This window comes from Bradyrhizobium sp. 61 (assembly GCF_023073075.1).
Taxonomy (GTDB): domain Bacteria; phylum Pseudomonadota; class Alphaproteobacteria; order Rhizobiales; family Xanthobacteraceae; genus Bradyrhizobium; species Bradyrhizobium barranii.
In genome coordinates, this window is sequence record NZ_JADPIU010000109.1 from 17483 (window position 1) to 36614 (window position 19132).

Genomic DNA, 19132 nt, shown 5'->3' on the forward strand with positions numbered 1-19132 from the left:
AGATGACGGTCCGTTGGGCCTCGCTAAAGGCAGTGAACGAAAACGGCGAGTGAGGGGCGTTTGACCCGACACATGTCGGGGCTCCCTCGGTGCTTCTCATTATGGAGGCTTGGAACGCGCAATGAATGCGAACGCCGATGCCGACAACAACTATTCCTACGTATCAACCGGACACTTGCCGGCCGAAGCGGAAGTCATCTCGCTGATCGACGAGGTGTACGCGCGCTACAAATCAAATACGGACGGCAAGAACTCTCAAGTATATCCCGCGCTCGCCGAAGTGCCGAGCGACCTGTTCGGCGTTTGCGTGGTCGGCACCAACGGCGCGGTCTACGCTGTGGGGGCGGCCGAATACGAGTTCTCGATCATGAGCGTTTCCAAGCCGTTCATCTTTGCATTGGTCTGTCAGGTCCTCGGCGCGGCCCAGGCCCGCCAGAAGCTTGGAGCGAACGCGACCGGCCTTCCGTTCAACTCGCTCGCTGCCGTCGAACGCAACCCCGATGGCCGCACAAATCCGATGGTGAATGCGGGCGCGATTGCGACGACAAGCCTCGTCCCGGGGGCGACGGCTGATGCGAAATGGAAGTTTATCTACGACGGATTGTCACAGTTCGCCGGACGTCCGCTTGGGCTTAACGACGAGGTTTATGCCTCGGCGACGGAGACCAACTTCCGAAACCAGAGCATCGCCCGCCTGCTCCAGAGTTTCGAACGGATTTACTGTGATCCGGCAGAGGCGACAGATCTTTACACCAGACAATGCGCGCTGAATGTGAGTGCCAAGGATCTGGCGGTGATGGGTGCGACTTTGGCGGACGGTGGCGTGAACCCCATCACGAAAGTGCGCGTGGTCGATCCGTCGGTCTGCCACTACGCACTGGCCGTCATGACGACTGCCGGAATGTACGAGACATCAGGCGATTGGCTTTACGATGTCGGGCTACCGGGCAAGAGCGGCATCGGCGGCGGGATTGTCACGGTCTCCCCGGGAAAGGGCGGTCTGGGGACTTTTGCGCCGCCGCTCGACGGCGCCGGAAACAGCGTCAAGGGACAGCTTGTAGCGAAGTACCTGTCGCAGCGGCTGGGCATGGATTTATTCATGTCCAACCCGGAAGCCTAGGTTTGCAATTGTCGGAGATTCAGCCCGCACTGACTGTGGCTGGACTTCAGAAAGAATGACAGGGGACACGCCATGACGATGGCATCTGCGACGACGGTTCACTCCGTTGAAGAAGAGAATGCATCCTGGGTGCCGATGATCACCATCGCCCTCGGCCAGATGATCATGTCTTTCAACGTTGCCTCCTTGCCAGTTGCGCTGGGAGGGATGGTCAACAGTTTTGGCGTTCCGCCCACGACTGTCGCCACCGGTATCGTGGCTTATTCGATGCTTGTTGCCGGCTTCGTCATGCTCGGTGCGAAGCTGACACAGCGCTACGGGGCGACGCACGTATTCCGCGTTGCCGTTGCCGTGTTCGGCGCCGCGCAGGTGTTGATGACGTTCAGTCCAAATGCGGATCTCATGATTACTGCGCAGTCCTTGTCCGGCGCGGCTGGTGCAGTGATCGTACCGTCGTTGGTCGCGCTTATCGCGGAAAACTACAAGGGGCGGCAGCAGGCAACAGCCGTTGGCGCATTGGGTTCCGCGCGTGCCGCTGCGGGCGTTCTGGCGTTTGTCATCGGCGGTACTCTAGGCACATTCATCGGATGGCGCCCTGCATTCGGGATTCTGATCGCCGTGTCGGCTGTGGTTTTCCTTTTGAGCTTTCGTCTCAAGCCCGATGAGGCGCGTCCGGAGGTCCGGATCGATTTCGTAGGCGTCATTCTCGCTGCCGCAGCCATCATTCTGATCAGCTTCGGTTTCAACAACCTCAATCGGTGGGGGCTGGGATTGGCGGGGCCCAATGCGCCATTCGACCTCTTTGGCATATCTCCCGCCCCGATCATGATCGTGGTGGGTATCGTGCTCGGTCAGGGTTTTCTGAGTTGGACCCACAGACAGCAGGCTGCGGGGAAGACGCCGCTTCTTGCGCTCGAGGTGATCGACTCCCCGCAGGAGCGGGCGGCGGTGTATGCGATGTTTGCTGTCGTAGCGCTGGAAGCGATGCTCAATTTCTCGGTTCCATTATACATCCAGATCGTGCAGGGGCGCACGCCGCTGGCGACAACAATCGCCATGATGCCCTTCAACCTCACTGTCTTCTTCGCGGCGATGCTGATCGTGCGATTCTATGGTCGGTTCACGCCGAGGCAGATCGGACGCTATGGCTTCATACTCTGCACTGTGGCGCTCCTTTGGCTCGCCTTTGTCGTGAGGAATGATTGGAGCGCCGTCCCGGTTCTCCTTGGGCTGGTGATTTTCGGCATTGGACAGGGATCGCTGGTCACACTGCTGTTCAACGTGCTGGTCACAGCTTCGCCGAAAGAGCTCGCGGGCGACGTCGGCTCGCTGCGCGGCACGACCAACAATCTCGCCGCGGCCGTCGGCACAGCGGTGGCCGGGGCACTGCTCGTCGGCCTGTTAAGCGCGGCTGTTTTGCGGACCATCGCCGAAAATCCAAAATTGCCGCCTGAGATACAGGCGCAGCTGGACCTGGATAACATCACCTTCATCAGCAATGACCGGCTGCAGAGCGTGATGGAGCAAACCACGGCCTCTCCGGCTCAAGTGGCGGAAGCGGTGCGCGTCAACACTGTCGTGCGATTGCGCGCGTTGAAAATTGGCCTCCTCATCATGGCTGGCGTTGCCTTGCTTGCGATTTTTCCGGCAGGGAAGCTGCCCAACTTCCTGCCAGGCGAAATTCCCGACCCGGCGCCGCGTAAGCGCGGAAGGAACGAACAGCAATCGTAACCTCCTGGCAAGAAACAGCGTTTGCTACGACGGACAATGTGGCGATCGCGCCCGTGTACTGACCAACGGCTCAGACGACCCTCCGGAGGGCTCCATGACCAAGCTCGATGATGTCCTGACCAACGTCGACGCAAATCTCAATGCGGCTCTCGAGCGTCTGTTCGCGATCCTGCGCATCAAGTCGATTTCGACCGATCCGGTTTACAAGGCCGAATGTATGGCTAATGCCGAATGGCACGTGGCCGACCTCAAGAGCATTGGCTTCGACGCCTCGGTGCGCCCGACACCGGGGCACCCGATGGTCGTGGCGCATGACCGCAACGTGCCCGGCCCCTCGGCGCTGTTCTACGGTCATTACGATGTGCAGCCGGTCGATCCTCTCGAGCTCTGGGATCGCGATCCCTTTGACCCGTCTATCCAGACGATGCCCGATGGCGCGAAGATCATCACGGGCCGCGGCTCCGCGGACGACAAAGGCCAACTCATGGCCTTTGTCGAGGCCTGCCGCGCCTGGAAGGCGGTCACCGGCAAACTGCCGATTCCGGTTTCGATCCTGCTGGAGGGCGAAGAGGAATCCGGTGGCGTGAACCTGCCGGGCTTTCTCGATGCCCATGCCGCGGAGCTGCGCGCAGATATCGGCCTGATCTGCGACACCAACATGTGGGACCACGAGACGCCGGCGATCCAGACTATGCTGCGCGGACTCTGCGGTGAAGAGGTCATCATACACGCCGCCGACCGCGACCTGCACTCGGGCTTCTATGGTTCGGCCGCGGCCAATCCGAACCGCATCCTCGCCCGCATCCTCTCTGACCTGCACGACGACAACGGACGCGTCACGCTGCGCGGCTTCTATGACGGCGTACCGGAACTTCCCAAGGCGCTGCGCGAGCAATGGGACAGCCTGAACTTCAGCGCAAAGTCCTTCCTCGGCGCCATCGGGCTTTCGATTCCCGCCGGCGAGAAGGGCCGCGACGCGCTGGAGATGGTCTGGTCGCGCCCGACCTGCGAAATCAACGGCATGGGCGGCGGCTACCAGGGGGCCGGATTCAAGACCGTAATTCCCGCCATGGCATCGGCAAAGGTGTCTTTCCGCTTGGTTTTCGATCAGGACCCCCATGCCATCCGCAAAGCCTTCCGGGAGCATGTGCATGCACGCGTCCCGGCCGATTGCCGTGTGGAATTCCTGGAGCATGGCGCGGGTCAGGCGATCCGCTTCCCGATCGAGGCCCCGGCCTTCGGCAAGGCGCGCGACGCACTGACGACCGAATGGGGCAAGCCCGCAGTCTTCATCGGCGGTGGCGGCTCCATTCCCGTAACCCATCAGCTCAAACAATCGCTGGGCATGGACGTGGTGCTTGCGGGCTTCGGCCTCGAGGATGACCGCATCCACAGCCCAAACGAAAAGTACAATCTCAAGAGCTTCCATAAGGGCATCCGCTCCTGGGCACGTATTCTGGAAGCGCTGTCGCGGTAGAGCGGCACGGGCACGCAGCGCTGGCTCTAGGCCAGACCGCCCTCGCGAGGTGCGATGACGCCGCATATACTCATTACCTTCGCCATCATCGCCACGATGGTGCTGCTGTTCGTCTCGAACCAGGTGCCAGTCGCGGTCGTGGCGCTAAGTGCGACACTCGTGCTTTACGCGACCGGCATTCTGGAGCTCTCCGAGGCGCTGGCAGGCTTCGGCGACACCACAATACTCTTCATTGCTTCGCTCTTCGTGGTGAGTGCCGGCCTGGATTCGTCCGGCGTCACCACGTGGGCAGGCCAGGTGCTGATCCGTTACGCCGGCGAAAGCCGGACACGCCTGTTGGTGCTGTCGATGTTGCTCGTGGCCTTTCTCACGGCGCTGATCGGCTCGGGTGGCGCAGTGGCTGCCCTGCTGCCCATGCTGGTGATCGTCTCCGTCCGGCTCAAGCGTCCGCCTGCGCAACTCATGATGCCTCTCGCCTTCGCCTCCTATTCGGGTTCGATGCTGGTACTGACCGGAAGCCTTGTGAACGTGCTGCTTTCCGACGCGGCAAGCGATGTCGGCCTCGCGCCCTTCGGCTTTTTCGAGATGACGGTAATCGGCGTACCGCTCCTGGCAGGCACCGTGGCCATCGTGATTCTTTTCGGCGATACGCTGCTGCCGGTGCGCACTAGCCGGGAAATGCCGGAGGATCTAAGCCACCATTCGCGCATGCTGACCGAGCAATACAAGCTGTTTGACCAGGTGTACCAGCTCGAGATCACCGCCGCCTCGCCCTATCGCGGCACGTTGCAGGCAGTACTGGAATCGCGGCTGGAGCGCGAGAACCACCCGGAACTCAGCTTCATCGCTATTCGCCCTCGCCGCCAGAACAGCATCTCGTGGCAACATTCTCTCGTGGAAGGCGATCGGCTCATCATGCGCGGTGAGCAGGCGGCGATGGACGCGTTCGCGGAGCAGCATGGCCTGACGCCCTGCCAGGAGACGATCGGCAAAATGCGGGAGGCACTGTTCAACGATAGCCATGGCTTTTCCGAGGTGGTGCTGCCGCCCCGCTCTCGTCTGATCGGTGAGACCGTCTTCCCCGGCATGGTCACCGAAAGTGGCGATCTGATTATCCTGGGCGTTCAACGCGGCGGCGAGAATCTCGGACCGGGCGAAACCGTTCTTGCGGCCGGTGACACGCTGTTGCTGCAAGGCCGTTGGGAAGCGCTTGAGGAGTACGGGCGAGATCCCAACGTGCTCGTCGTTGCTGCCCCTGACATGATCCGCAGCCAGGCCAGGCCCCTGGGCACCGGCTCCATACGCGCCATTGTCATTCTCGCGGTCATGGTTACGCTGCTAGCGACGGGCGTCGTGCCAAGAGTCGTCGCTGGATTGGCGGCGGCCTGCGCGGTGATCCTGTTGCGTGTACTCAAGATCGAACGAGCCTATCGGGCGATCAACTGGAACGTGCTGATCATGGTCGCTTCGCTGATCCCGCTCTCGACCGCCATGTACAAGACGGGTGCAGCCTATCTCATCGCCGATACACTCGTTGCCATTGTCGGCAATGCGAGCCCGTACGCGCTGCTGGCGGGGCTGTTTTTGCTCACGGCGCTAATCGGCCAGTTGATCAGCAGCACAGCGACGACACTCATCGTCATTCCGATAGCGATTGCCTCCGCGGAAGCCGTCGGTGTCTCGCCGCGCACCGCGCTGGTGACGGTGGCGGTGGCTGCGGCCGCTTCCTTTCTTACGCCAATCGCCGCCTCAGCGAGCCTCATGGTGCAGGGCCCCGGCGGCTATCGATTTGGCGATTTCTGGAGGATGGGTCTACCGTTGCTGCTCTGGTTCTTCCTGGTAGGCACGTTTCTCGTGCCCATCTTCTGGCCATTCGCAGGATGAGCAGTTTGCGCAGGATGATTGGTTTGCGTCTTAACCGACCGGGTATTTCCGTATGAACACCAATCTTGCTTTGGTTCTTCTGCTGCTTGCTGCCGCGATCGTGATGTTTATGGCCAATCGCCCGCGCATGGATGCGGTCGCGCTGCTGATGATCGTGATCATGCCATTTACTGGGGTGATTACCATCAACGAGGCGCTGGCGGGGTTCAGTGATCCCAGCATCGTGCTGATCGCGGGCCTCTTCGTGATCGGAGAAGGGCTGGTGCGCACCGGCGTGGCGCGTCGCCTCGGCGACTGGCTGAATGCGACTGCCGGCAGCAGCGAGACGCGCATGCTGGTGCTGCTGATGCTGGCAGTCAGCGGGCTTGGTGCATTCATGAGTTCGACCGCCGTGGTGGCCATATTCATCCCGGTCGTGCTGCGCATCTGTCAGAACACGGGCGCCGCGCCGAGCCAGCTGATGATGCCCTTGAGCTTTGCGGCCCTGATCAGTGGCATGCTCACCCTCGTTGCGACGGCGCCGAATCTCGTGGTCAACGCCGAGCTGATCCGCCAGGGTGCGGCAGGCTTCGGCTTTTTCAGCTTCACGCCCTTTGGGCTCACATTCCTGGCGCTCGGCATTGCCTATATGCTGTTCGCGCGGCGGTTTCTGCCCGTCTCGGCCAAGCGTGTGGACGGCGAGCGCCGTCAGCCGAACTTGCTTGATTGGGTGACGCAGTATGGCCTCGCCGATCGCGCCTTGCGCGTGCGCGTGCTGACTGACTCGCCGCTGGTCGGCAAGCGCCTGGAAGAGCTCCCGCTCCGGAACAGCGGCGTGAATTTGCTCGCCATCGAGCTTCCCGGCCGCTTCGGGTCCGAGGCGATCCGTCCGAACGCAAGGACCGAGCTCGCCGCGGGGCAGATCTTGCTGCTCGACGTCATCGCGTCCCCTGCCGAAACCAACAGGATGCTGAATGACTATATGGTCGAAAAGCTCCCTTTGGGCGATTGCGGCTACTTCACCGATCGCTCGCAGGAGATCGGCATGGTCGAAGTCATCGTCCCGGCGGAGTCCAAGCTGATTGGCCAGAGCATTTTGCAAGCGCGGGTGCGCAGCGAAATGGGATTGACGGTGCTGGGGTTGCGGCACGGTCGCGAGGTCGTGAGCCAGGGGCTGCTCGATGAGACCTTGAAGGTCGGTGACACCCTTCTGCTGACCGGCTTCTGGTCTGACATCCGCAAGCTGCGATCCGAATTCTCGGATCTTGTCGTCCTGAACCTACCGACCGAGCACAAAGAGGTTCTGCCGGCCGCGAACCTCGCACCTCAGGCTCTGGCGGTGCTGGCTTTGACGGTCGGTATGATGGTCAGCGGTGTGGTGCCGAACGTGCACGCGGTTCTGATCGGCTGCTTGCTGATGGGGTTGCTGGGCTGCGTGGATTTCAACAGTGCCTATGCCTCGATCAATTGGAAGAGCCTGGTTCTTATTGTCGGCATGCTGCCCTTTTCGCTGGCGCTGCAACGAACCGGTGGCGTCGATCTCGCCGCCGACGCGGTGACGCATCTTGCGGGCGAGGCATCACCGCGAGTCCTGTTGGCGCTGCTCTTCGTGATCACGGCTGCCCTTGGCCTGTTCATCTCGAATACGGCGACCGCGGTGCTCATGGCGCCACTAGCGCTCGCTGTCGCGAAGGACATCGGCGCCTCGCCGTATCCCTTCGCGATGACTATCGCCATCGCGGCCTCGGCCGCCTTCATGACGCCTGTGTCTTCGCCGGTGAACACCTTGGTGGTCGGACCGGGCAATTACGGTTTCGGCGATTTCTTGAAGATTGGTGTCCCTTTTACCGTCGTCGTGATGGTAACGACCCTGGCGCTGGTGCCTTGGCTGCTCCGATTTTAGCGGCCGTCAGGCCGGGCGCGATCCCGCGGACGGTTGCTCTTTCTCGTCCCGCGCAAACCAGGCTACATACAGCGTCGGCAGGAAGACCAGCGTCAGAACGGTGGCGACAAGGAGTCCGCCCATGATCGCGAATGCCATCGGTCCCCAGAATACTGTTGGCGCGATTGGAATCATCCCGAGAACAGTCGATACGGCCGTCAACATGATCGGCCGAAAACGGGAACTGCTGGCATCCACCGCAGCGTCCCAGGCCGTCTTGCCCAAAGCGCGTTCGGCGTCGATCTGACCGATCAGAATGACCGCGTTCTTGCTGATCATGCCCAGCAGCGCGAGCACGCCGAGAATGGCGACAAAACCCAGGGGCCTGCCGGACAGCATCAACGCTGCAACCACGCCGATAAGGCCGAGCGGCGCCACGCTGAGCACCATGAACAGTCTCGGAAAGCTCTGGAGCTGCACCATGAGGACGGTAAACATGACGAACAGCATCACCGGCACCACTGCCAGCACAGACGCTTGCGACTTCTGACTTTCCTCCACGGTGCCACCCACGACGACGCTGTACCCCGAAGGAAGGCTCTTTCTGAAGTTCTCGATCGCCATCGAGAGCGACGTAACCACGCTCTCCGGCAGCTTGTCGCCGGCAATGGCAGCCTGAACCGTCAGGGTCGGAATGCGGTCGCGCCGCCAGACGAGCGGAAACTCCTGGTCATATTCGAAGGAGGCGAACTGGCTGAGAGGAACAGTCTGCCCACCCGGCAGCGCCACCTGCAAGTTGCGCAGACCGTCCAGCGAGCCCCTCTGCTCGTTGGTCGCGCGCGCCACCACATTGACCAGATAGATATCGTCGCGAACCTGGGTAATGGGTGTGCCGGATATGACCGTATTCAGGACTGTCGCGATCGCTTGCGAACTGAGGCCGAGAAGGCGAGCCTCGTTCTGGTCCACGCGAATACGCACTTGGCGATTGGGTTCCATCCAATCGAAATTCACCTGCTTGGTGTCCGGACTGGAGGCTACGATCTGTCCGACTTTGAGCGCGATTTCGCGCACCCGCTCCACGTCGGGCCCACTGACCCGATACTGCACCGGCCATCCAACCGGCGGTCCGAGCTCAAGCGGAGAAACGAACGCAATCGCGTTAGGAAACTCCTGCGCGAGCAGCTTTTCGAGCTTCGAATGCAGGCGCTCGCGTGCAGCGACATCCTTGGCGATCACCACGGCCTGCGTGAAGAAATCGTTCGGGAGCTGAACATTAAGGGGCAAATAGAAGCGGATGGCGCCGCGCCCGACATAGGTGCTCCACCGCGCCACATCGGCATCGGTCGAGAGGGCAGCATCCAGGCGCTTTGCCGCAGCCTCGCTCGCGTGGATTGACGAGTTCTGCGGCAAGCTCAGGTCCACGAGCAATTCGGGACGGTCCGACGATGGAAAGAATTGTCGCGGGATGAGCGGCAGCGCAAGCACCGAACAAACGAAGAGCGCCAAGGAGATCGCGATCGTCAGCCATTTCGCGCGCATCGCGAAAGTCAGGAAACTCCGATACATGCGGAAGATCCTGCCCGGATCCGCCGTACTTGTCTGCTTCGGCGGAACAAGGATCGCTGCTCCGAGCAGTGGCGTGAAAATGACCGCAACGAACCAGGAAACCAGCAGTGCGATCGTGACCACTGCGAAGAGCGAGAACGTGTATTCACCGGCGGAACTCGCGGCAAAGCCGACCGGTATAAAGCCCGCTATCGTCACCAGCGTGCCCGCGAGCATCGCCATTGCATGGGTCCGATATGCGAAAGTTGCCGCCTCGATCTTACTGGCGCCCTCTGCGAGCCGACTGAGCGTCGCATCGGTCGTGGTCATCGCATCGTCGACCAGCAATGCGAGCGCAATGATGAGCGCGCCAAGCGATATTCGCTGCATATCGATGCTGAGAAGTCCCATGATCGGAAACACGATCGCCAGCGTGAACGGTATGGCCAGCGCGATGATCAGGCCGGGTCGTACGCCCAGGCTGATGAAACTCACCACCATGATGATGCCGATCGCCTGCATCAGCGAGACCGTAAACTCGCGGATCGCCTGGTCGACGACAACGGGCTGGTCCGCGACCAGGCTGGGCTCGATTCCAATGGGTAGATCCGCGGTGATTTGCGCCATTGCCTTTCTGATATTGGCGCCGAGCGCGAGAATGTCGCCGCCATCCCGCATGGCGATTGCAAGGCCTATTGCCGGTTTGCCATTGATCCGAAACATCGGCTGGGGCGGATCCGTGTAGCCGCGTCGCACCTGCGCAATATCGCTCAGGCGAAGCATGCGGCCGCCGGCGGAAAAATTGATGTTGGCGATGTCCTGCTCCGACTGGAAGCTGCCTGATACCCGAATCGAGATGCTTTCCAAGCCGGTCTGAATCGTTCCTGCCGGACGCACGATGTTTTGCGACTGGAGCGCCGCAATAAGAGCGGACCGATCAATTCCGAGGGCCGCAAGCTCCTTCGTGGAGAACTCGACGAAGATCACTTCATCCTGTTCGCCCAGAAGCTCAATCTTTGACACGTCAGGTACGAGAAGCAGCCTTGAGCGGATGTCCTCGACCCGATCGCGCAACTCACGCTGAGTGAAGCCGTCACTGGTAAAGCCATAGATGATGCCGAACGTATCACCGAATTCGTCATTAAACCCCGGCCCGATCACGCCTGCGGGTAGTGTGTGACGCATGTCTCCGATCGTCTTTCGTACGTGGTACCAGGTGTCGGCCACCTGTTTCGCATTCGCGCTCCCCTTCAGATTTACAAAGACGGTCGCGACACCGGCCCTTGTGAAGCTCCGCAGGAAATCCAGATGCGGCGTTTCCTGCAAGTGACGTTCGAGGCGCTCAGTCACCTGCTTCATCGTCTCTTCCACAGTTGCGCCGGGCCACGCGGCCTGGACGACCATGGTCTTGATGATGAAGGCGGGATCTTCGTTGCGCCCCAACCGGAAATAGGACAGCGCCCCCCCGACCACCGCAATCATCATCATATAGACGACCAGCGAACGGTGTTTCAGAGCCCAGTCGGAAAGATTAATTCCGCTCATGGCTCGGATCCAAGAATCCGGACCTTCTGACCCGGATGCAACGCCTGAACGCCGGCGGTGACAACTATTTCGCCGATGTCGAGCCCCTGGGAAATGATGGCCTGCGCTTCATCGAATCGCAGCACGTCCACATTGCGCACCGCGACCGTGGCGGTGGCCGGGTCGACGACCCATACGGCGGGCTGCTCGTTCATCCTAGTCAGCGCGGAAGATGGAATATCGATCATCGGCCCTGCAGTGGTACTCACTCGCCCTATCACTGACGCACCCAACCGCATCGCGGCTGGCGGATCCGTCAGGCCGACCTTGACCTCGAAGGTTCTGGTCACAGCACTGGCCTGTGCAGCGACTTCGCGAATGCGCCCTCGCGCCGTTATCGACGGATCGTCAGCCAAGCTGACAGTAATCTCTGGATCGGTGGAGGCCGACCTGATCAATTGAGCGGGGACATCGAAGATCGCATCGCGACCGTCCTGCCGTGCGATCCTGGCGATCATCTGCCCGACCTGGACGACCTCGCCGGCGACCGGACCTGTGGCTGTTATCACACCGGGTGCATCAGCCTTGAGTTCGGTGAAACCAACGAGGTCATGCGCAGAACTCAGTTGCGCTTCGGCCGCATCGACTTGCGATTGCGCGGTTTGCCGTGCCTGGGTTGCGGCATCATAGTTGACGCGCGTGGTCCACCCCTGCGCCAACAGCGTCTCCTGACGATCGAAGTGATTGCGCGCCTGGGTCAATTGCCCCTGAGCGGCGGCAAGGGAGGCCTGCGCCTGCCGCAGCGTGCTCAGTTCATTCTGCGACTCCAATCGTGCCAGCACCTGGCCGGCCTTGACCCGGTCGCCTATCTTGGTGTCATTACTCAACAATCGTCCCGAGATCCGGAATGCGACATTCACCTCGTCTTCTGCCTCGACCCGTCCGGAGAATGTCAGCGGCGTTGTGACCTTGCGTTTTTCTACGGTCGCTGTACGTACGATCCGCGGCGGAGATGCGTCCTTGGTTTCGGTTTCCCGTCCACATCCTGCCAGCATCAGCGAGAACGCCGTCACCAGCGTCGATGTGAGGATGTTTCGGGGCGCGGATCGGCTGCCGTGCATGAACATGACCTGTTCCGTTCCGGGAGTGAGATCTTGCCGGGAGGATTGCTCAGTCCGCAGTCGCATTTTCCCCGGTACCGCCATCCGCATTTTTGCCGAAGGAGTCCGCCGTCAACATCGGTAAATCTACTCGGTGGTGCCGGATGGAATCCGTGCTCGGCCATCAGCAGATTCCTGAGACATGATCAGGCAATCACCCGATGTCGCCGGTTCCGTCCACGACGCATGATGCAATCGTCAGGAGAAGCAGTCGCGACCCCTGCCGCGGCTCCGCCGTTTGAATTCTCGTCTGGGGCGCGCAAACGCGCTTCCTCAAAACACGGCAGACCCGGACGACACAATCCGGGAGCAACCGAGGAAACCGGGATGACAGGGTCCTCAGGTGATCGATATGGGCGTGCCGTCGTCGCGGTTGGAGGATCGTGGCGAACTGCGACTTTCAGAGCCACATTTTTCCTTTGCCTCTGGCTCGTGCTTGCCGGCGCCAATCCGACAGATATTCCTGCCGCGGCGGCAGCAATCGCGGCAGCAACCTGGACAAGCCTGCACCTGCTGGAGCCGAGCAGATCCCGGCGGTCAATTCCTGCCATGGTCCGCCTGGCGCTGCTTTTCCTATACCAATCGGTGGTCGCCGGCGTAGACGTCGCACGCCGCGCGCTCGATCCCCGGCTGCCGCTGCGGCCGGGATTTGTGTTCTATCCGACCGGCCTCTCACGCGGGATGCAACGGAACGTGTTCACGACACTCACCAGCCTTTTGCCTGGCACTGTGCCAACCGGGGAGGAGAGCGGGCAGCTCGTCTATCACTGTCTCGACGTCGAGCAACCGGTCGTTGCCGAACTTGCCGCGGAGGAAGCGGCGTTGGTTCGGGCCCTCTACAATGACTGAATTCCTCACTGCCGCAGTCGGCTTGATCCTGGCGATGCTGGGGCTCGGGCTGGTCTCCATCTTGCGTGGCCCGACAGATGCCGACCGGATGATGGCGGCGCAACTGATCGGGACTGCCGGCATTGCCGTCTTGCTGCTGCTCGGCACCGTGACAGGCGTGCCGGCGGCCGTCGACGTGGCATTGATACTGGCACTGCTCGCCACTTTCGCATCCATCGCATTCGTCAAGAAGGGGCTCTCCCGCCTCGAAACCGATGGGGCCGATCCGGGGGAGGACAGATGAGCATCGCACGCGACATCATCACGGTTGCGGGAGTGTCGGCAGGCGTATTCTTCTTTTTCGCCGGCACCGTCGGCCTTCTTCGCTTTCCCGACACCCTGACTCGTCTGCACGCGCTCAGCAAGGCCGATAACCTCGGCCTGGGTTTCGTCGTGCTAGGGCTGCTCCCCCAAACAGGAGGCCTGCGCGACGGACTGAAGCTGATCAGCATCTGGATGTTCGTGCTGCTCGCGGGCGCCACCGTCTCCCAATTGATCGCGCGCACGGCACGTCAGAGCGGGTCAGGCAAATGAACATCGCAACAGTGTTCGAGATCGCGCTCGCCGCCGTGGTGCTGGGCCTCGCCATCTGGACGATCGCCGTCCCCGACACCTATTCGGCCACGGTCGGTTTTATCGCCTACGGACTGCTGGTTGCGCTGATCTGGGTCCGTCTTGACGCCGTCGATGTCGCGCTGACCGAGGCTGCAATTGGCGGAGGCCTGGGCGGCGTCGTGCTGTTGGGTGCGGCGGCCCGGCTGCGCGATACCGAGGCGATGACAACGGAAGGGCCCAGCCTGATCGTGCGCTTGAGCGCGGCCATACTGTCCGCGTCGATCGCGGCAGCGCTGGCCGTCACGATCCTGCTGCTGCCCGATCCGGCGCCAACGCTCGCGCCCGCCGTCGTCGCGAATGCCGGGGCGACCGGAATGACCAACCCCGTCACCAACGTTCTCATGGCATTCCGCGGAATGGACACCATGCTCGAGAAGGTCGTGCTCCTGCTCGCCATCGTCGGTGTCTGGTCGCTTGCGTCGGATCAGGCCTGGGGCGGTCGTCCCGGACCACGCCACCAGGCTGATCCAAATGGTGTTCTCGCCTTTCTTGCGCGCCTGTTGCCACCCGCCGGCATCGTCGTCGGCATTTACATCCTGTGGACGGGCGCGGATCACCCCGGCGGAGCATTTCAGGGCGGCGCGGTTCTCGCATCGATGTGGCTGCTGGTGATCATGGCCGGGTTGGTGGATACCCCGCCCGTGCGCAGTCGATGGCTACGTCTCATCCTGGTCGCCGGCCCCGGCCTATTCCTTGCCGTCGGCCTTGGCGGGCTCTGTTTTGGGGCGGCGTTCCTTGCCTATCCCGTTGCGTTCGCCAAGCCGCTAATTCTGAGCATTGAGGTCGCGATGCTCCTGACGATCGCGACGACGCTCGGCCTGCTGCTCGCCGGTGCACCTGAAAGGAGCGCTGAGCGATGAGCGCCGTGACGGTGTTCGGACTATGCGCCGCCGCGGCGGTCGGGCTCGGGCTCTACGGCCTGATTGCCAATCCGCAACCGCTTCGCAAGATCATCGCATTCAACCTGCTCGGCAGCGGCGTGTTTCTTCTGTTCGGCATCGTCGGGCGGCGAGGCGCCGCAGCGGGCTTTGGCAACGACCCGGTGCCGCAGGCCCTGGTGATCACAGGAGTCGTGGTCGCGTTTTCCGCTACGGCTCTGGCGATCGCCTTGTTGCTGCGGCTTTTTCAGATCGCAGGCTCCACGACGCTCAACAGTCGGGCGGCGGCGAGCCCGCGCTCCGATCCGTCCGGTCACTGATGCTGCCCCCCGCCCCCGCGCTGGTGACCACCGCCGGCGGCTTCCTGCTGGTGCTGTCGATCGTCATGCCGGTCGCGGGCGTCTTGCTGGCGTTTGCTCTCGGCGAGCGCTACGTCCGGCAGGTTGCCTCCACGGTCGTACCGGTCGGGTTGGCGATTGCTGTCGCCGTTCTCGTGCTCTTGCCTCGGAGCGACGGCCACCTCGCCTACCTACTCGGCGCCTGGCCACCCCCGCTCGGCGTAGCCCTCCGCGCGGACGGATTGTCGGCGGTCATGCTCGCGACGACGGCGGTCGTGATCTGCGCGGTCGCCATTTTTGCCGCAACCGATTTTCGTCCTCAATCTGTCGAAGCGCGCGCACCTTTCGCATTCTGGATCCTGCTTCTGGCAATCTGGGGCGCGCTGAACACGATCTTCGTCGCGGGAGACCTCTTCACGCTGTATGTTGCGCTGGAATTGCTGACGTTCGCCGCAGTGCCTCTGGTCTCTCTCGACGGTCGCGCGGAGACGCTTCGGGCCGCGCTGCGGTATCTGCTCTTCGCACTGCTCGGCTCGGTCCTCTACCTGATGGGCACCGCGCTGCTCTATGGTCTCTACGGCACCCTTGATATCGAGTTGTTGTCGCATCGCGTGAGCGCGGACTCCGGCGTGCTCATCGCGGCAGCCTTGATGACGACCGGTCTCCTCGCCAAAACTGCACTCTTTCCGTTGCACCTCTGGCTGCCACCCGCTCACGCCGGCGCACCGGCCGCAGCTAGCGCGATCCTGTCCGCCTTGGTCGTGAAGGGATCGTTCTTCATCCTTGTGCGGCTCTGGTTCGACGTCATGCCGGGTTTGCCCGGCTTGGCTGCCGCACAATTGCTCGCGGCGCTTGGAACCGGAGCGATCTTGTTCGGAAGCGTTGTCGCTCTCCGGCAAGAGCGCCTCAAGCTCCTGATTGCGTATTCGACGCTGGCTCAGATCGGATATCTCTTCCTGATGTTTCCTCTTGCGTTCGGCGCGTCCGGAAAGCTCGAAAGTGACCAGGCCCTGGCGGGCGGCCTGTTGCAGGCGGTTTCCCATGCGACTGCCAAGGCGGCGATGTTCATGGCCGTCGGATCAATCTACACCGGGCTCGGCCACGATCGCATCACCGGACTGCGAGGTGTCGCACGGGCCCTGCCCTTGAGCGTCCTGGCGTTCGCAATTGGCGGCATCGCCTTGATGGGTGTTCAACCGAGCGGAGCGTCACTCGCGAAGGAGTTATTGCTCCAGGACACGGCGAGGACGGGGCAGTGGTGGTGGGCCGTCGTGCTCCAGGCCGGCGGAATGTTCACGACCGCCTATGTCGTACTAGTCCTGTCCCATGCGTTCGCGCCATCAGACCAGCCGATTACCCTCATCGGCCCAGCACCGCTCAGCCGGGACCTTGCTGCACTTGCCTTGGCCCTCTGTTCTCTGTTCCTTGGCTTGCTGCCCTGGGATTCGTATTTGCCGGTCCCGTATGATGCCACATCGAAGCTGTTCGGCATCGACGCGCTATCCAAATTGCTCCTGCCTGTGCTGGGAGGGGCGGCGCTCGCGATCCTGCTCAGCCCGTGGCCACACCCGCTGGGCTCATCCGCGGCCTGGAAAGCGCTCATGAGAGTGGTCGGTCCGCTCCGGCGCGGCTGTCTTAGATTCGGCAGCCTTATCGAAAGAGGCGACGAAGTTCTCCGTCAATGGTCCGCCGCGGGCATCTCCCTGCTCCTGGTGTCGCTGCTGCTCGCCGCGTCGATGTTCGCAGCAAATTGAAGACTCAGAACAGCCGGATCGCGCAGATCGGGCCGAGGGATTCCCCTGCTCTCATGATCCGGAACATTCTCTCCCGCGCCCAAGGGTTTTCTCGGATGTCGAGCTTGCAATTCGCCGTTTAGTCTCCGCGCCATGCAGTTGGCATCAGTCTTCCCGCGGTCCCTGCGGGAATGCCAAGGAGGTCTTCATGTCTGATCTGGTTGCGATCGTATACCCGACCGAAGCAAAGGCCGAAGAAGTCCGAACTCGGCTGCTCAAACTGCAAAAGGAATATTTGATCACCATCAGTGACGCCGTGATCGCCGTAAAGGCCGAGAACGGCAACATCAAGCTCAACCAGCTCGTCAACACCACAGCGACGGGCGCGATTACCGGCAGCTTCTGGGGACTCCTGGTCGGCGTGCTCTTCCTCAATCCGATCATCGGTGTCGCGGTCGGCGCTGCGTCCGGCGCGCTTGGAGGCGCCTTGTCCGATTTCGGCATCAACGATTCCTTCATGAAGGAGCTGTCCGCTTCGCTCCACACCGGCAACGCCGCGCTCTTCGTCCTGATCAAGAACATGACGGCAGACAAGGTGTTGAAGGAAATCAAGGATGCCGGCGGAGTCGTGTTGAAAACGTCCCTGGACGAGACCAAGGAAAAGATCCTGCGCGATGCGCTCGCCAGCGCGGCCGAGCGGCCGGCGGCCTGAAGCCGCCTACCGCCTACCGCCGAGCAGGCGCAGCAGCATCATGAACAGATTGAGGAAGTTGAGGTAGAGCGACAGTGCCGCGATCACCGACTTGCGGCCTGCCGTCGTCGCATCGTCCCTGCTCTCGTACATCGCCTTGATCCGCTGCGTATCATAGGCCGTAAGTCCCGCAAAGACTCCAACGCCGACGATCGAGATCAACCAATCGAGCCCCGTCGACCTCAGGAAAATATTGACCAGGCTTGCGACGATGATGCCGATCAGGCCCATGAACAGGAAGCTGCCGACCGCGGACAGGTCGCGCCTCGTGGTGTAGCCGAAGACGCTGAGAGCCCCGAACATCGCGGCCGCGATGAAGAACACGCGCGTGATCGAGGCGCTGGTGTAGATGTGCAGCAGCGTCGAGAGCGAGACGCCGACCAGCGCGGCATAGACGAAGAACAGAATGCGCGCCGTTTCCACCGACAGCGTATTGATGCGCGCCCCGATGAAGAACACCAGCCCGAGTGGCGCCAGGATGAAAACCCACATCAACGGGCTCTCAAGCAATGCGGGACCCATGAGCTGATACGTCAGCCACGCCACAATTGCAGTCAGGCCCACGCCCGCGGCCATATAATTGTAGATGCGCAGCATGTAGGCGCGCAATCCGGGATCGATCGCAAGCGCGCCGCCACCAGTGCCTGAGGCAGTCAGATTCGGATCATAATTCGACATCGCTTGCCTCCTCGGATTGGTTCGCATGAACAAACCAAGCTAGCGGTCCGGCCCCTGCGGGGACATCGGATGATCACCCGAGCGCCGGAAGATATATCACCCTATCTCGGGATACCCGTATCCGCCAGAGCGACTTACCGAAACGTAACCTTGGGTTGCCCCAGGCTTCTCATCCTTTTTGCCTGGACTCTTACACCTTTGTCACTGGAAGCTGGTCACGCACCGGCCTAATCCGTTCGCATGCGCTACTTCTTTCACATCGTCGACAAAAACGGCCTTTGTCCGGACGGAATTGGATGCGAGTGCGCCGACCATGACGCCGCCGTTCTGCACGCCAGGCATATCGCGACTGAACTCGCCAAGGCAGGCGAGTTGTTCCGCGCGAGCTTCGTGTTGGTCACCCCGGCCGCCGCGCCCGGATCGGCAAGTCCTCATTAGAGGCGGTCGACCGATTTCCTGCCTTGCCCTCTACATAGAATCCCTGATGCGCCGACCGAGAAGCTGCCTCTAGTCTCGTAACCGAGGGTGGCCGGCCTACCCCGTTCAAATTCGACCCTTCCGCCCACCTCATCTCCGGGGTTGAGGGCTCGCCGTCCGCGTCTATGCGTTGGCCGTCGGCGCTTTCTCGATCTGAAGTGTTGTTGTGGGTCAGTTGGAGAAAAACATGAATGTCCGGACCATTTGCGGTGCCTTGATCCTTGCCGGATCGATTGCGACCGCGCAGTCGACCAGTTCCCAGGCGCAGACGACCGATCCGGCCGCATCCGTGCCAAAGCAGGTCACGACACCTGCCCCAAGCACCGCCGCGCCAAATACGAATACGAACCCCACCAAGCATCGCTACTGGCGTCATCGCGGCGGCTCGCATCCCCATTATGGCAGCCGCCGTGTTCGCACCTGAGCCCCGGCGCGACAGTTCGTCATTGCAATCCGCCGCCGAGACACC

At 61.8% G+C, this 19132-nt stretch carries 17 protein-coding genes; 14 read left to right on the top strand and 3 right to left on the bottom strand.

Annotated elements, in window-relative coordinates; all coding sequences use genetic code 11:
* Positions 1-121: 121 nt before the first annotated feature.
* From glsA to IVB46_RS41525, 5 genes are all read left to right on the top strand, one after another.
* On the top strand, positions 122-1120 hold the full coding sequence (gene glsA, locus IVB46_RS41505) for a glutaminase A (protein WP_247303796.1): 999 nt from the start codon (positions 122-124) through the stop codon (positions 1118-1120).
* Between the two features lie 72 nt (positions 1121-1192).
* Entirely contained in the window at positions 1193-2851 is a 1659-nt protein-coding gene (locus tag IVB46_RS41510) for an MFS transporter (RefSeq protein WP_223153932.1), read from the top strand.
* Positions 2852-2945: 94 nt separating this feature from the next.
* A complete protein-coding gene (locus IVB46_RS41515) occupies positions 2946-4328 on the top strand; it encodes a M20/M25/M40 family metallo-hydrolase (RefSeq protein WP_247303798.1) in 1383 nt (460 codons plus the stop codon).
* Positions 4329-4382: 54 nt separating this feature from the next.
* A complete protein-coding gene (locus IVB46_RS41520; protein WP_166100909.1) occupies positions 4383-6212 on the top strand; it encodes an SLC13 family permease in 1830 nt (609 codons plus the stop codon).
* Positions 6213-6264: 52 nt separating this feature from the next.
* On the top strand, positions 6265-8094 hold the full coding sequence (locus IVB46_RS41525) for an SLC13 family permease (RefSeq protein WP_247303800.1): 1830 nt from the start codon (positions 6265-6267) through the stop codon (positions 8092-8094).
* Between the two features lie 6 nt (positions 8095-8100).
* On the opposite strand, the gene IVB46_RS41530 is transcribed toward IVB46_RS41525, so the two are convergent.
* Together IVB46_RS41530 and IVB46_RS41535 are read right to left on the bottom strand one after the other, a co-directional pair.
* Positions 8101-11166: an efflux RND transporter permease subunit gene (locus tag IVB46_RS41530; protein WP_071911307.1), complete on the bottom strand. Its 3066-nt coding sequence runs from the start codon at positions 11164-11166 to the stop codon at positions 8101-8103.
* On the bottom strand, positions 11163-12272 hold the full coding sequence (locus tag IVB46_RS41535; protein WP_346016165.1) for an efflux RND transporter periplasmic adaptor subunit: 1110 nt from the start codon (positions 12270-12272) through the stop codon (positions 11163-11165). Before IVB46_RS41535 ends, IVB46_RS41530 begins: the two co-directional genes overlap by 4 nt.
* 360 nt (positions 12273-12632) lie before the next feature.
* Here IVB46_RS41535 and IVB46_RS41540 point away from each other — a divergent pair, with 360 nt between their 5' ends.
* From IVB46_RS41540 to IVB46_RS41570, 7 genes are all read left to right on the top strand, one after another.
* Positions 12633-13154 carry a Na+/H+ antiporter subunit E gene (locus tag IVB46_RS41540; protein ID WP_247303802.1) on the top strand — a complete coding sequence of 174 codons (522 nt, stop codon included), beginning with the start codon at positions 12633-12635 and terminating at the stop codon, positions 13152-13154.
* Positions 13147-13437 carry a monovalent cation/H+ antiporter complex subunit F gene (locus tag IVB46_RS41545; protein ID WP_071911305.1) on the top strand — a complete coding sequence of 97 codons (291 nt, stop codon included), beginning with the start codon at positions 13147-13149 and terminating at the stop codon, positions 13435-13437. The genes IVB46_RS41540 and IVB46_RS41545 overlap by 8 nt, the downstream gene beginning before the upstream one ends.
* Positions 13434-13727 carry a monovalent cation/H(+) antiporter subunit G gene (locus IVB46_RS41550; protein ID WP_247345502.1) on the top strand — a complete coding sequence of 98 codons (294 nt, stop codon included), beginning with the start codon at positions 13434-13436 and terminating at the stop codon, positions 13725-13727. Before IVB46_RS41545 ends, IVB46_RS41550 begins: the two co-directional genes overlap by 4 nt.
* A gap of 11 nt (positions 13728-13738) precedes the next feature.
* On the top strand, positions 13739-14668 hold the full coding sequence (locus IVB46_RS41555; RefSeq protein ID WP_247345505.1) for an MnhB domain-containing protein: 930 nt from the start codon (positions 13739-13741) through the stop codon (positions 14666-14668).
* The gene (locus IVB46_RS41560) at positions 14665-15006 is read left to right on the top strand and encodes an NADH-quinone oxidoreductase subunit K (RefSeq protein ID WP_014493399.1); all 342 of its coding nucleotides are present in this window, start codon (positions 14665-14667) and stop codon (positions 15004-15006) included. The genes IVB46_RS41555 and IVB46_RS41560 overlap by 4 nt, the downstream gene beginning before the upstream one ends.
* Positions 15006-16778, top strand: a complete 1773-nt coding sequence (locus tag IVB46_RS41565) for a proton-conducting transporter membrane subunit (protein WP_247345508.1) — start codon at positions 15006-15008, stop codon at positions 16776-16778. The genes IVB46_RS41560 and IVB46_RS41565 overlap by 1 nt, the downstream gene beginning before the upstream one ends.
* A gap of 187 nt (positions 16779-16965) precedes the next feature.
* Positions 16966-17469 carry a DUF1269 domain-containing protein gene (locus IVB46_RS41570; protein WP_028152030.1) on the top strand — a complete coding sequence of 168 codons (504 nt, stop codon included), beginning with the start codon at positions 16966-16968 and terminating at the stop codon, positions 17467-17469.
* A 6-nt stretch (positions 17470-17475) separates the two neighbouring features.
* On the opposite strand, the gene IVB46_RS41575 is transcribed toward IVB46_RS41570, so the two are convergent.
* Positions 17476-18186, bottom strand: coding sequence for a Bax inhibitor-1/YccA family protein (locus IVB46_RS41575; RefSeq protein ID WP_063981774.1), 711 nt, complete (start codon positions 18184-18186; stop codon positions 17476-17478).
* A 240-nt stretch (positions 18187-18426) separates the two neighbouring features.
* Between IVB46_RS41575 and IVB46_RS41580 the strand changes: the two genes are divergently transcribed.
* Both IVB46_RS41580 and IVB46_RS41585 read left to right on the top strand, forming a co-directional pair.
* Positions 18427-18624, top strand: a complete 198-nt coding sequence (locus IVB46_RS41580; RefSeq protein ID WP_208072594.1) for a hypothetical protein — start codon at positions 18427-18429, stop codon at positions 18622-18624.
* 226 nt (positions 18625-18850) lie between these two features.
* A complete protein-coding gene (locus IVB46_RS41585; RefSeq protein WP_071911297.1) occupies positions 18851-19087 on the top strand; it encodes a hypothetical protein in 237 nt (78 codons plus the stop codon).
* Positions 19088-19132: the final 45 nt, after the last annotated feature.

Coding starts and splice junctions, on each gene's coding strand:
- IVB46_RS41585 (WP_071911297.1), top strand. CDS start 18,851: ATGAATGTCCGGACCATTTGCGGTGCCTTGATCCTTGCCGGATCGATT.
- IVB46_RS41570 (WP_028152030.1), top strand. CDS start 16,966: ATGTCTGATCTGGTTGCGATCGTATACCCGACCGAAGCAAAGGCCGAA.
- IVB46_RS41580 (WP_208072594.1), top strand. CDS start 18,427: ATGCGCTACTTCTTTCACATCGTCGACAAAAACGGCCTTTGTCCGGAC.
- IVB46_RS41510 (WP_223153932.1), top strand. CDS start 1,193: ATGACGATGGCATCTGCGACGACGGTTCACTCCGTTGAAGAAGAGAAT.
- IVB46_RS41530 (WP_071911307.1), bottom strand. CDS start 11,166: ATGAGCGGAATTAATCTTTCCGACTGGGCTCTGAAACACCGTTCGCTG.
- IVB46_RS41515 (WP_247303798.1), top strand. CDS start 2,946: ATGACCAAGCTCGATGATGTCCTGACCAACGTCGACGCAAATCTCAAT.
- IVB46_RS41540 (WP_247303802.1), top strand. CDS start 12,633: ATGACAGGGTCCTCAGGTGATCGATATGGGCGTGCCGTCGTCGCGGTT.
- IVB46_RS41565 (WP_247345508.1), top strand. CDS start 15,006: ATGCTGCCCCCCGCCCCCGCGCTGGTGACCACCGCCGGCGGCTTCCTG.
- IVB46_RS41525 (WP_247303800.1), top strand. CDS start 6,265: ATGAACACCAATCTTGCTTTGGTTCTTCTGCTGCTTGCTGCCGCGATC.
- IVB46_RS41550 (WP_247345502.1), top strand. CDS start 13,434: ATGAGCATCGCACGCGACATCATCACGGTTGCGGGAGTGTCGGCAGGC.
- IVB46_RS41560 (WP_014493399.1), top strand. CDS start 14,665: ATGAGCGCCGTGACGGTGTTCGGACTATGCGCCGCCGCGGCGGTCGGG.
- IVB46_RS41520 (WP_166100909.1), top strand. CDS start 4,383: ATGACGCCGCATATACTCATTACCTTCGCCATCATCGCCACGATGGTG.
- glsA (WP_247303796.1), top strand. CDS start 122: ATGAATGCGAACGCCGATGCCGACAACAACTATTCCTACGTATCAACC.
- IVB46_RS41535 (WP_346016165.1), bottom strand. CDS start 12,272: ATGTTCATGCACGGCAGCCGATCCGCGCCCCGAAACATCCTCACATCG.
- IVB46_RS41575 (WP_063981774.1), bottom strand. CDS start 18,186: ATGTCGAATTATGATCCGAATCTGACTGCCTCAGGCACTGGTGGCGGC.
- IVB46_RS41545 (WP_071911305.1), top strand. CDS start 13,147: ATGACTGAATTCCTCACTGCCGCAGTCGGCTTGATCCTGGCGATGCTG.